The sequence below is a fragment of the Nonomuraea sp. NPDC001684 genome, from assembly GCF_053596515.1.
On the sequence record NZ_JBSFGJ010000299.1, the window covers coordinates 1 to 11,468 of the forward strand.

12 protein-coding genes are annotated in these 11,468 nt (G+C 70.0%); 10 read left to right on the plus strand and 2 right to left on the minus strand.

The window, feature by feature from the left end:
- Window positions 1–417 precede the first annotated feature (417 nt).
- The 3 genes from ACWCSD_RS36275 to ACWCSD_RS36285 are packed head-to-tail and all read left to right on the plus strand — an operon-like array spanning window position 418 to window position 2,958.
- Window positions 418–1,233 (plus strand): hypothetical protein, encoded by an 816-nt coding sequence (locus ACWCSD_RS36275; RefSeq protein WP_449921778.1) that lies wholly within the window; start codon window positions 418–420, stop codon window positions 1,231–1,233.
- Between the two features lie 20 nt (window positions 1,234–1,253).
- Window positions 1,254–2,024 (plus strand): hypothetical protein, encoded by a 771-nt coding sequence (locus tag ACWCSD_RS36280; protein WP_449921780.1) that lies wholly within the window; start codon window positions 1,254–1,256, stop codon window positions 2,022–2,024.
- Window positions 2,025–2,073: 49 nt separating this feature from the next.
- Window positions 2,074–2,958, plus strand: a complete 885-nt coding sequence (locus ACWCSD_RS36285; protein ID WP_397165185.1) for a hypothetical protein — start codon at window positions 2,074–2,076, stop codon at window positions 2,956–2,958.
- Window positions 2,959–3,038: 80 nt separating this feature from the next.
- Here ACWCSD_RS36285 and galE read toward each other — a convergent pair whose 3' ends face one another.
- Complete coding sequence (galE, locus tag ACWCSD_RS36290; protein ID WP_449921782.1) at window positions 3,039–4,016, minus strand: UDP-glucose 4-epimerase GalE; 978 nt, start codon at window positions 4,014–4,016, stop codon at window positions 3,039–3,041.
- Window positions 4,017–4,208: 192 nt separating this feature from the next.
- On the opposite strand from galE, the gene ACWCSD_RS36295 reads away from it, so the two are divergent.
- From ACWCSD_RS36295 to ACWCSD_RS36320, 6 genes are all read left to right on the plus strand, one after another.
- Window positions 4,209–5,609, plus strand: a complete 1,401-nt coding sequence (locus ACWCSD_RS36295; protein ID WP_352323897.1) for a glutamate--cysteine ligase — start codon at window positions 4,209–4,211, stop codon at window positions 5,607–5,609.
- Window positions 5,606–6,253 carry a neutral zinc metallopeptidase gene (locus tag ACWCSD_RS36300; protein WP_449921785.1) on the plus strand — a complete coding sequence of 216 codons (648 nt, stop codon included), beginning with the start codon at window positions 5,606–5,608 and terminating at the stop codon, window positions 6,251–6,253. Before ACWCSD_RS36295 ends, ACWCSD_RS36300 begins: the two co-directional genes overlap by 4 nt.
- 66 nt (window positions 6,254–6,319) lie before the next feature.
- The gene (locus tag ACWCSD_RS36305) at window positions 6,320–6,577 is read left to right on the plus strand and encodes a WhiB family transcriptional regulator (protein WP_352323895.1); all 258 of its coding nucleotides are present in this window, start codon (window positions 6,320–6,322) and stop codon (window positions 6,575–6,577) included.
- A gap of 67 nt (window positions 6,578–6,644) precedes the next feature.
- Window positions 6,645–7,364: a lysostaphin resistance A-like protein gene (locus ACWCSD_RS36310; RefSeq protein WP_397165181.1), complete on the plus strand. Its 720-nt coding sequence runs from the start codon at window positions 6,645–6,647 to the stop codon at window positions 7,362–7,364.
- A 179-nt stretch (window positions 7,365–7,543) separates the two neighbouring features.
- Entirely contained in the window at window positions 7,544–7,681 is a 138-nt protein-coding gene (locus ACWCSD_RS36315) for a hypothetical protein (RefSeq protein ID WP_449921788.1), read from the plus strand.
- Window positions 7,663–8,091 carry a PIN domain-containing protein gene (locus ACWCSD_RS36320; RefSeq protein WP_397165178.1) on the plus strand — a complete coding sequence of 143 codons (429 nt, stop codon included), beginning with the start codon at window positions 7,663–7,665 and terminating at the stop codon, window positions 8,089–8,091. Before ACWCSD_RS36315 ends, ACWCSD_RS36320 begins: the two co-directional genes overlap by 19 nt.
- A gap of 21 nt (window positions 8,092–8,112) precedes the next feature.
- Here ACWCSD_RS36320 and ACWCSD_RS36325 read toward each other — a convergent pair whose 3' ends face one another.
- A complete protein-coding gene (locus tag ACWCSD_RS36325) occupies window positions 8,113–8,832 on the minus strand; it encodes a PIG-L deacetylase family protein (protein WP_397165176.1) in 720 nt (239 codons plus the stop codon).
- A gap of 95 nt (window positions 8,833–8,927) precedes the next feature.
- Between ACWCSD_RS36325 and pcrA the strand changes: the two genes are divergently transcribed.
- The gene (gene pcrA, locus ACWCSD_RS36330) at window positions 8,928–11,186 is read left to right on the plus strand and encodes a DNA helicase PcrA (protein WP_449921791.1); all 2,259 of its coding nucleotides are present in this window, start codon (window positions 8,928–8,930) and stop codon (window positions 11,184–11,186) included.
- Window positions 11,187–11,468: the final 282 nt, after the last annotated feature.

An 11,468-nucleotide genomic window follows, 5' to 3' on the forward strand; every position in this document is an offset into this window, starting at 1 on the left:
CGCGTGGCACCGGGATGCCGTAGTCAGCGAAGAGCTCCTTCGCCTGATGTTCGAACAGGTCCACGAGGGTCCGTCCTTGCTTATCCGACTGATGTTCGACGGCCCGGGCAACTGCGCTGACGGTCGCGTCCGCTCGCCGCTCGTGTCGGCTTCGTGCCTCGCTCTCTCACGGCGAGCTCCTACGCTCAGGGGTGCGTGCCGGGCGTTTCCGCCAGTGAAGCCTAGCCCCAAGCTTGACCTGCACAGGTCATCGGGGCACGGTTCTTCCGCTATGTGACGGTGATCTCACTTCACCATGTCCTCCTCTGCACCGAAAGTGCACCAATTCGCTGCCTTATGCGGTGTCTGTCGATATATGGTCGTGATCTTCAATTGGCAGGATTCCTGCTCCCCTCATTCTTGATCTGAAGGAATCGGATGAAGCGAATTATCGCGGGCCTGGCCCTGGCCAGCGCGGCGGCGCTCGTGACCGCGACCCCGGCCCAGGCCGCGCCCGCGGATCCGGCGAAGGCGCTGAAGAAGCAGTACGTCGCCGGACACGGCGTACGGTTCACCGAGACGTCCCGCTCCTCGATGGACGGCAAGAGCACCGGAACCATGAAGACGTCCGGCGTTCTGGAGTTCGGCAGGTCCGGAATCGTCGCCTCGGACGTACGCAATCGCAGCACCGGCAAGAACGCCGACCTGTACGCGTCGCTGCTGCCGTCGCGGACCATCACCGTGGGCAAGCACGTATATGCGCAGGGCGGCCTTTACAGCGAGGGCCTGCCCGAGGGCAAGAAGTGGGTCCGCTACCCCGACACCGGCCTGCGGATGAGCACCTCCAACCAGATGCTGGACGTCTTCGAGCCCAAGGTGCTGAAGATGCTCGTCTCCCACGCCGCGAGCACCAAGGGCGGGATCTACCGCGGCTCGGTCACGGTGAAGGAGCTCGGCAAGATCTACGGCCAGAGCGTCGAGAAGAAGATCGCCAAGGTCAAGGTCTCGTACCTGCTCGCCGTGAACTCCAAGGGCCTGGTCACCAGGGTCGTCAGCGACTGGACCCTCGACTTCGGCATCCTCGGCGCCAGCCACAGCACGACCGAGACCCGCTTCACCGGCTGGGGTGCCAAGGTCAAGGTCAAGGCCCCGCCGGCCGACCAGGTGGCCGACATCACCGAACTCGCCGACGACAGCGCCGTTCCGCAGGACATCCCGGACGGCTCCCTCAACTCCCTGGGCACCATCAGGTAGCCCCCCTCCTAAGGACACTCATGAAGCGATTGCTCGCGGCCGCGGTGACGGCCGCGGCACTCATCCCGGCCGTCCCCGCACAGGCGGCCGTGGACCCGGTCACCGCCCTGAAGCGGCAGTTCGTCCCCGGCCACGGGGTGACGATCTCCGAGACCGCGCGGACCGAGTCGAAGCGTCCGCGCGACGGCCAGGTCACCCGCATGGCCGGCTCCGTGGAGTTCGGCGCGTCCGGGCCCGTCGCGGCCGACGTCGTGTTCAGGACGATCGGCGCGGACGACAGCCGGCAACGCTGGATCAGCGTCGGCGGCAAGGTCTACGTGCAGGCGGCCGACCTGGCCGACGACCTGCCCATGGGCAGGACGTGGGTGCTCATGGAGCACCTCAAGGGCAAGGTGATCACCTCGGCCCAGCCGGTCGACGTGCTGGCGCCCAGGACGGTCAAGGCCCTGGTCTCGCACGCCGCCGGCCCCAAGGACGGCCTCCGTCAGGGCGCGCTCACCCTTGCGCAGGCGCGCGGGGCCGGCGCGTACGAGGGGTTCCGCTACCAGCTGGGCCTGAACGCCCAGGCGTTGCCCGACCGCGTCGTCACCGGCCAGAGCCTCACCCCGGGCTCGCGGAGCGTCGTCGAGACCCGGCTCTCGGGCTGGGGCGCGAAGGTCAGCGTCAAGGCCCCTCCGGTGGACGAGGTCATCACCTACAAGGACCTGATGGCCGAGAAGCGGGCGAGAGCCGAGAAGCTCCGCCAGGCCATCCCCGACGGTTCCACCAGCTCGCTCGGCCTGTTCGACTGAGCCGCCGAGCTGTCGACAACTCCCCCTCGAAACAAGGACACAACCGCACATGAAGCGAACCCTCACCGGCGTCGCGCTGGCGACGGCCGCCGCCCTGGTGGCCGCCACCCCCGCGCTGCTCGCGGCGCCGGCCCAGGCGGCCGCGCCCAAGAACCCCGTGACCGCCGTGAAGAAGCAGCTCGTCCCCGGCAAGGGGGTGCAGTTCAGCGAGCGCATCAGCATCACCGACGGCACGCGCAGCGAGGTCTTCATCCGGCGCACGGGAACCTTCCAGTTCAGCAAGTCGGGCGTCGCCGCCTCGGACATCACGGGCAAGTTCGCCCTCAACATGTCCGACCTGGGCGACGAGCCCTCGGAGGAGGCCAAGGCCCTCGCCACGCCCGAGCGCACGATCCGGATCGGCACGACGTCGTACCTGTCCGGCGGCATGTGGACCACGGTCCTGCCCGAGGGCGAGACCTGGTTCAAGGCCAAGAACGGCCCGACGGGCGGCATCACCGGCGTGTTCGGCCAGCCGGTGAACGTCGCCGAGCAGGCCACGCTCAAGACCCTGCTCAAGACCGCCAAGCCGGTGAGCGGCGGCTACGCCGGCACGATCACCGTCCGCGACCTGCGGAAGGTCTCGCCCTGGTACCGGGCGACCGCGATCGACCCGCGGCCCACGGCCAAGGCGCTGAAGAGCGTCATCAGCTGGAAGCTCACCCTTGACGCGGCCGGCCTGCCGGTGCGCCTGGTGGCCACGTTCCCGCAGACCGCGATCACCGGCTCGGGCTCCAAGAAGGACGGCGTGCGGGTCGACACCCGCTTCACCGGCTGGGGCGGCGCCGTGTCGATCAAGGCTCCGACGGCTGAGGACGTCTCCAGCGAGTTCGAGAACGGCAAGGACGACATCTCCTCCCTCGACCTGCCGTTCGGCGTGAGCGTCGCCAAGTAGCACCCGCCCGTGCCGAGGCCCGCGCCTGTCCCGTCGCCGCTTGGCGGGACGGGCGCGGCGCCCGGCACGCCGGGCGCGGGTCAGGCGAGGCGGGAGTCGCGCAGGGCGGCCCACTCCAGCGAGTGCCTGATGCCCTCCTCGACGGTGAACCCGGTCTCCCAGCCGAGCAGCCGCCGCGCCCGGTCGCTGCGCGTGTACGCCCCCGCCACGTCACCGGGCCGGGCGGGCGCCTCGACCACGTCGATCGGCCGGTCGACGACCCGGTTGAACGCCTCGGCCAGCTCGCGGACCGTCGTGCCGGCGCCGGTGCCGAGGTTGATCACGTCGGCGTCCAGGGAGTCGAACCGGCGCAGCGCCGCCACGTGCGCGGCGGCCAGGTCCCAGACGTGGACGTAGTCGCGGATGCCCGTGCCGTCGCTCGTCGGGTAGTCGGTGCCGGTGATCGCGAACGGCACGCCGTCCTCGTACGCCTCGATCATCTTGCCCAGGGCGTGGCTGGGACGGCGCAGCTGCAGGCCCGTGCGCATCGCCGGGTCGGCGCCGATCGGGTTGAAGTAGCGCAGCGACAGGATGCGGATCGGCCGGGTGGCGGCGATGTCGGCGAACATGGCCTCGCAGACCGCCTTGGTCCGCGCGTACGGGCTCTGCGGGGCGAGCGGCGAGCTCTCGTCCACGGTGTGGTCCGCGCCGGCCTGGTAGATCGACGCGGACGAGCTGAAGATCATCCGCTCGCAGCCGTTGCGCAGCAGGTGGTCGGTGAACTCCAGGCTCTTGGCGACGTTCGCGCGGTAGTAGCCGACCGGGTCCGCGACGGAGTCGGGCACGACGATCAGTGCCGCGCAGTGGACGACGGCCTCGATGTCGGGGTGCTCGGCGAAGATCTTGTCGACGAGGGCGCCGTCGCCGATGTCGCCCTCGTAGAAGATCCGTCCGTCGGCGAACTCCCTGCGGCCCGTCACGAGGCTGTCGAGGATCACGGGCTCGATGCCGGCGTCGAGGCACGCCGACCCGATCGTGCTGCCGATATAGCCCGCCCCACCGGTAATCAATACACGCATGCCCGAACCCTACGGGGATGCCAGGGGGGCGCGCGCCGTCTCGATGATCTTCGTGTGGTCCGGCCCGCCGGAGACATCGTGTCGATCTCCGGCTGGTCATGACGGCCCAGCCGTGCGACATTTCCTGGTATGGGCAGGGACGTGCCAGTCGTCGTGTTCAGCCGGGACGATCGCCGGAAATATCGGGAAAAGGTGCGTCGATGTCTCGACGTCTTCGCCCAGATGTTGCGCGAGTCCCGCTTCGAGTTCGACCGCCCCCAGGCCGGCCTGGAGATCGAGCTCAACATCGTGGACGCCCGTGGCGAGGCCGCCATGCGCAACGCCCAGGTGCTGGCCGCGATCGAGCAGCCGGACTGGGCCACCGAGCTGGGCCAGTTCAACATCGAGATCAACGTCGAGCCCCGGGAGCTGACCGGCGACGGCCCGCTCCACCTGGAGGCGGACGTACGAAGGCGGCTCAACCACGCCGAGGAGCGCGCCCGCTCCCAGGACGGGCACCTGGTGCTGGTCGGCATCCTGCCCACGCTGCGCGAGCAGGACATCAGCGAGGGCACCCTGTCGGCCAACCCTCGCTACCGCCTGCTCAACGAGCAGATCTTCGCCGCCCGCGGCGAGGACCTGCACCTGTGCATCGAGGGCGTGGAACGCCTCGACACCCACGCCGACAGCGTCGCGCCCGAGGCCGCGTGCACCAGCGTCCAGCTCCACCTCCAGGTGAGCCCGGAGGCGTTCGCGCCGCACTGGAACGCCGCCCAGGTCATCGCGGGCCCCCAGGTCGCCGTCGCGGCCAACTCCCCCTACCTGTTCGGCAAGGAGCTGCACCGCGAGACCAGGATCGCGCTGTTCGAGCAGGCCACCGACACGCGTCCGGCCGAGCTGAAGACACAGGGCGTGCGGCCGCGGGTGTGGTTCGGGGAACGCTGGATCACCAGCGTCTTCGACCTGTTCGAGGAGAACGTCAGCTATTACCCGGCGCTGCTGCCTCTGTGCGAGGAGGAGGACCCGCGGGCCGAGCTGGACCAGGGACGCATCCCCCAGCTGCACGAGCTGACCCTGCACAACGGCACCATCTACCGCTGGAACCGGCCCGTCTACGCGGTCGTGGACGGCGTGCCGCACCTGCGCGTGGAGAACCGCGTCCTGCCCGCCGGGCCCACGGTCGCCGACATCGCCGCGAACGCCGCGTTCTACTACGGCCTGATGCGCGTGCTCCCGTCGGCCGAGCGGCCGATCTGGAGCCAGATGTCCTTCCGCACCGCCGAGGACAACCTCGCCGCCGCGGCCCGGCACGGCCTGGACGCCCGGCTGTACTGGCCGGGGCTGGGCGAGGTGCCGGCGGCCGAGCTGATCCTGCGCCGGCTGCTGCCCATGGCGCGCGAGGGCCTGGCCGCGTGGGGGGTGCACACGCCGGTCGCCGACCGGCTGCTCGGCATCATCGAGGGACGCTGCCTGACCGGCCGCACGGGCGCGACGTGGCAGGTCGAACGGGTGCGCGCGCAGGGCGGCGACCGCCACGAGGCGTTACGCGCCATGACGTTGGACTACATCGACCGCATGCACGGCAACGATCCGGTGCACACTTGGGACGTGTGAACCTCGTGCGACCCCGCCTCCTCGTCCTGGCCCTCGTCCTGCTGCTGGCCGGCTGCGGCCTCACCCGGCCCGCCTCCAGGGACGCCCAGGGGGCCGACACGTTCGAGGACGACATCCGGGCCGCGCGCACGCTCACCGAGTCGTTCTGGACGGAGTTCTTCGACCAGCAGGGGATGACTTATCGGCCTATCGCCGACTTCATCCCTTACTCCGGGAGCTCGGGGCCTTCCTGCGGGGGCGAGCCGTCCGTGCCGAACAACGCCTTCTACTGCCCCGAGGGCCACTTCATCGCCTACGACCAGGCCTGGATGGAGTCCCTGTGGAACGACATGGGCGACGGCTCGGTGTACGTGATCATCCCCCACGAGTTCGGGCACGCCGTCCAGGCCCAGCTCAGGACCGGTTTCGAGCTGAACGTCCAGGCCGAGCTGCAGGCCGACTGCTACGCCGGCGGGACGCTGGCGGCCCTGGTCGGCTCAGGCTCCCTGCGCGCCCAGCCCGGTGACGAGGACGAGCTCATGACCAGCCTGGAGGCCGCCGGCGACCCCACGGACGACTGGCTGGACCCCGCCGCCCACGGCACCGCCGAGCAACGCCAGTCCTCCTTCGCCGGCGGCTACGAGGACGGCGTGGGCGCCTGCTGAGGGTGTACGCGCGGGTCAACCCAGAGGATGATGTGTCTGATCATGACCTGCCTCTACGGTGGAGGCATGCCACTGGAGGAGATCGGCTGGCTGCGCAGAGGCGCGTGCAGGTCCAGCGACCCTGACCTCTTCTTCCCGCTCGCGCCCTCACCGTTGCAGGAGGCCCGCGCGAAGGCGGTCTGCGCCCGTTGCCCGGTCATCGACGAGTGCCGCTCCTACGCCTTACGCGAGGGCGAGACGGAAGGCATCTGGGGCGGCCTCACCCCCCAGGAACGCCGCCGCACCCGCTTCCCCGCAGGCTGGCGCAACTCCGCCGCCTCCTGACCCCACCCACCGACCACCCCGCCCCCACCGGTCGCCGACGTCCTGTGATGCGACGTAGCCTGCAAGGGTGCTGTTGCGCTCGATCGCCGTCCTCACCGCCGCCAACGTCCTCAACAACAAGATCGCCCCCAGGCTCGCCCCCCTGACCTCCGCCGCCGCCACCGCCGCGCTCGTGGCCATGGCACGCGGGCACGGGGTGTCGTGGCGTGAGCTGGGGTTCGAGAAGGCGTCCCGCGGAGCGGCCGTCGGCGGCGCGCTGGCGACGGCGGTGGCCGCCGTCTACACCGTGGGCATCTCCGTGCCCCGCACCAGGCCGCTCTTCCACGACGAGCGCGCCCTGTCGCTCTCGCGCGCCCGCGTCCTGGAGGAGTCCCTGCTCCAGGTCCCCCTGGGGACCGTCCTGCTGGAGGAGGTCGGGTTCCGCGGCGCGCTGCACGGCATGCTGGCCCGCCGGCACGGCCCGGCCGCCGCCACGGCGGTCTCCTCGGCCCTGTTCGGCCTCTGGCACATCCTCCCGGCGATCGACATGGCCCGCGCGAACCCGGCGCTCGGCGCGCTGACCGCAGGCGAGTCGCCCGCCCGTCTCGACGTCGCGCGGGTGGTGGCGGGCAGCGTGGTGTCCACGGCGGCGGCGGGGGTGCTCTTCTGCGAGCTCCGGCGGCGCGGCGGGCTGCTGGCGCCGTCGATGCTGCACCTGGCGACCAACTCGCTCGGCTACCTCTTCGCGAGGATCTCGGCGAAGGCTGGGCGCGACGGCCGGGGGAAGACTTCCTCCGGCCGAGGATGAGTTTTCCACCTCGGAAGATGAGAATCCTTCCTCACCTCCTTGGAACGGTCCAGGAAGTTCCCCTCGATGCCTTTACCTTCACCCGAGACACGCATCGCGGGAGCTCTCACTGACTCCCTGAATGCGGCTATCAAGATCAGAAGTCCTGATATGCGGTGGAGGTACGGAGGTGGTGCTGCATGCGTACAGTGATCGACGTCGACAGGGAGCAGGAGAGGGCCGGCGCAATCGAGGCATTCGAGTTCTGGCGTACCGAGGGAAGCCCGGATCTCCTGGACCAGGAGATCACGCGGCATGTGTGGCAACCACAGGACTGACGTACCTCCTCGACAAGAGCGCCCTCACCCGCATCCGGACGAGCGACGTCGTCGCCAAGGCCCTTCACCCGCTCTATGTGGCGCAGGTCGTCGCGACCTGCGCCGTCATCGATCTGGAGGTGCTCCGCAGCGCCCCTGATCTCGTCCATTACCGGCGCATCCTGCGTGCGCAGCGCCAGTGCGTCAGCCTGCCGCTGAACCAGGAGGTGCAGTCGCGGGCCGTCGAGGTGCAGAGGCAACTGGTCGGGATCTCTCACCACCGTGGCATCGGGCCGAGCGACCTGCTGATCGCCGCCTGCGCCGAGGTGCATCAGGCGACGATCCTGCACTACGACCGGGCCTTCGACATCATCTCCGAGGTCACCGGGCAGCCCGCGCTCTGGGTGGTGCCGCCGGGCTCGATCCCCTGAGCCGGGAGCGGAACGACCGGGTCAGGCCGTGGGCACGACCTGGAAGCCCTCCGCGTAGTGGCCCTCGCCGAAGCCGGCCTGCTCGGCCCAGGCGGCGAAGCGGCCACGGACGAAGTCGACGAAGCCCTCGACGTGGGCGACCTGGCTGACGTGCGACTGCAAGGCCGCGAGCTTGCGGTCCATGACCGCGGTGACGTCCACCCAGTGGTTGGGGGTGGAGCCGCCGTTCAGCCAGACCTCCCTGACCGTCCACGCCTCCAGGCCCTCCTCGCGCAGCAGCTCGGGGAAGGCGTAGGGGTTGCGGGCGTCGGGGTAGACCGCGTCGAGCGCGGCCCCGCCCACGGCCCGGTGGTCGGGGTGGCTGGGGGCGACGAACTGGTAGTTGCGGTCGGGGTGGTGGGTGATGACCAGGTCGGGGCGTACCTGGCGGATCACTCGGGCGATGTCGCGCCGGAGGTCGAGCGAGGACACCACCCGGCCGTCGGAGTAGCCGAGGAAGCGCACGTCCGTCACGCCGACGGCCTTGGCCGCGGCGAGCTGCTCGGTCCTGCGGAGCTCGGCCATGCCGGAGTTGTCGAGGGTGCGCTCGTTGCCGCCGGCGTCACCGTCGGTGACGAGCAGGTACGTGACCTCCACGCCCCGCTCCACGAACAGCGCCACGCTTCCCGCCGCCGCGAAGTCGACGTCGTCGGGATGCGCGGTCACGACAAGTACCCGGTTGATCTCGGCTTCCGCCAGCATGGCTTCCCTTCCTGGACCCTGTACGGAGGACAACCGGCACCCCGTCGAAGGCATTCCGGGCGCCGTTTGTCGGTGGCGCGTCTTAACCTAGGTGGGTGCCGACCCAAGTCTCTGTTGACCACCCCTTGCTCGACGGCCTCAACCCCCAGCAGCGCGAGGCCGTGATCCATCATGGCAGCCCCCTGCTCATCGTGGCGGGGGCGGGGTCGGGGAAGACGCGGGTGCTCACCCACCGCATCGCCTACCTGCTGGCCGAGCGCAACGCGCATCCGGGCGAGATCCTGGCCATCACCTTCACCAACAAGGCCGCCCGGGAGATGAAGGAGCGCATCGACAAGCTCGTCGGGCCGCGTTCCAAGGCGATGTGGGTGATGACGTTCCACAGCGCCTGCATGCGCATCCTGCGGCGCGAGGCCAAGCGGCTGGGCTTCCCGTCCAGCTTCTCGATCTACGACCAGGCCGACTCCCAGCGGCTGATGGCGATGGTCTGCAGGGAGATGGAGCTCGACCCGAAGCGCTACCCGCCGCGTTCGTTCTCGGCGCAGGTCAGCAACTTCAAGAACGAGCTGGTCGACTACGAGACCGCGCTCGACAGGGCGGGCTCGCACCTGGAGAAGACGCTCGCGCAGGCGTACAAGGCCTATCAGCTCAAGCTGACCGAGGCCGGCGCGATGGACTTCGACGACATCATCATGAACACGGTGACGTTGTTCCAGCTCTTCCCCGAAGTGGCCGAGCACTACCGGATGCGGTTCAGGCACGTGCTGGTCGACGAGTACCAGGACACCAACCACGCCCAGTACATCCTGATCCGCGAGCTGGTGGGCCATCCCGAGCTGCGCACCGCCGACGGCGACGTCGTGCGTCCGGGCGCCGACATGTCCGAGCTGTGCGTGGTGGGCGACGCCGACCAGTCGATCTACGCCTTCCGCGGCGCGACGATCCGCAACATCCTGGAGTTCGAGCGCGACTACCCCGACGCCCGCACGATCCTGCTGGAGCAGAACTACCGCTCCACCCAGAACATCCTGGCCGCGGCCAACGCGGTGATCGCGCGCAACGAGGGCCGCAAGCCGAAGAACCTCTGGTCCGACCAGGGCGACGGCCCCAAGATCGTGGGCTACGTCGCCGACAACGAGCACGACGAGGCCATGTTCGTGGCCCAGGAGGTCGACCGGCTCAGCGACGAGGAGGGCGTCAAGCCGAGCGAGGTCGCGGTGTTCTACCGGACCAACGCCGCCTCGCGCGTGTTCGAGGAGATCTTCATCCGCACCGGGCTGCCGTACAAGGTGGTCGGGGGCGTGCGCTTCTACGAGCGCAAGGAGGTCAAAGACCTGCTGGCCTACCTGCGGGTGCTGGCCAACCCGGCCGACGTCGTGTCGATGCGGCGCATCCTCAACGTGCCCAAGCGCGGCATCGGCGAGCGGGCCGAGGCCATGATCGAGGCGCTGTCCTCGCGCGAGCGCATCTCGTTCTGGGACGCGCTGCGCCGGGCCGACGAGGCGTACGGCATGGCGACGCGCTCGCTCAACGCGGTGCGCGAGTTCGTGGCGATGCTGGAGGAGCTGATCGCCAAGGCCGAGGGCGTGCCGCCGTCGACGCTGGCCGAGGAGATCCTGGTGGCCACCGGCTACCGCGCCGAGCTGGAGGCCTCCGAAGACCCCCAGGACGAGTCCCGCCTGGAGAACCTCAACGAGCTCGTCTCGGTGGCCTCGGAGTTCGAGGAGGCCAACCCCGAGGGCACGCTGGTGGAGTTCCTTGAGCAGGTGTCGCTGGTCGCCGACGCCGACCAGATCCCCGACGCCGACGGCGGGCAGGGCGTCGTCACGCTGATGACGCTGCACACGGCCAAGGGGCTGGAGTTCCCGGTCGTCTTCCTGACCGCGATGGAGGACGGCGTGTTCCCGCACGTCCGGTCGCTGGGCGAGCCGAAGGAGCTGGAGGAGGAGCGGCGGCTGGCCTACGTCGGCATCACCCGGGCGCAGAAGCGGCTCTACCTCACGCGGGCGGCGGTGCGCAGCTCGTGGGGGTCGCCGTCGTTCAACCCGGCCTCGCGGTTCGTCAACGAGGTGCCGGGGCAGCTCATCGACTGGCGTACCGACCCCGAGAAGTCGGCCTGGAGCGCGGCGACGCGGCGGGAACCGGCTGCGCGGCCGGCGCCCAGGAGCGGGGGCGGCGGGTCGCGGCAGATGTTGTCGCTGACGCCCGGCGATCGGGTGACGCACGACAAGTGGGGGCTCGGCACGGTGGTGGCCGTGGACGGAGTGGCGGAGAAGACCAAGGTCAAGATCGACTTCGGCGCCGACGGGGAGAAGACGCTGCTGCTGGCGTACGCACCCCTGGAGAAGCTCTGACCCCTGGGGGTCGACGGGCGCCCACCCCTCGCCGGGGGCCGGGCGCCTGATGGCGTAGGGCGGATCGGTGCTCTGAGGCACCGACCCTCGATAGCGGGGGGCGAGGCTCTGAGGCACCGGCCCCTCGACAGCGGGGGATGAGGCTCTGAGGCACCGACCCTCGACAGCGGGGGCCAGGCTCTGAGGAGCCGGGTCCCGGCGGCGGGCCGGGGGTGTGAGGCGTCTGGTTCGCGGTGGTGAGGGCAGGGCGCTTGGAGGCGGCCCTGCCGCTCAGCTTCCGGG

Excerpts from the sequence above, each read along its gene's own strand:
- ACWCSD_RS36275 (WP_449921778.1), top strand. The coding sequence starts at position 418 with ATGAAGCGAATTATCGCGGGCCTGGCCCTGGCCAGCGCGGCGGCGCTC.
- ACWCSD_RS36280 (WP_449921780.1), top strand. The coding sequence starts at position 1,254 with ATGAAGCGATTGCTCGCGGCCGCGGTGACGGCCGCGGCACTCATCCCG.
- ACWCSD_RS36285 (WP_397165185.1), top strand. The coding sequence starts at position 2,074 with ATGAAGCGAACCCTCACCGGCGTCGCGCTGGCGACGGCCGCCGCCCTG.
- galE (WP_449921782.1), bottom strand. The coding sequence starts at position 4,016 with ATGCGTGTATTGATTACCGGTGGGGCGGGCTATATCGGCAGCACGATC.
- ACWCSD_RS36305 (WP_352323895.1), top strand. The coding sequence starts at position 6,320 with ATGCCACTGGAGGAGATCGGCTGGCTGCGCAGAGGCGCGTGCAGGTCC.
- ACWCSD_RS36315 (WP_449921788.1), top strand. The coding sequence starts at position 7,544 with ATGCGTACAGTGATCGACGTCGACAGGGAGCAGGAGAGGGCCGGCGCA.
- ACWCSD_RS36325 (WP_397165176.1), bottom strand. The coding sequence starts at position 8,832 with ATGCTGGCGGAAGCCGAGATCAACCGGGTACTTGTCGTGACCGCGCAT.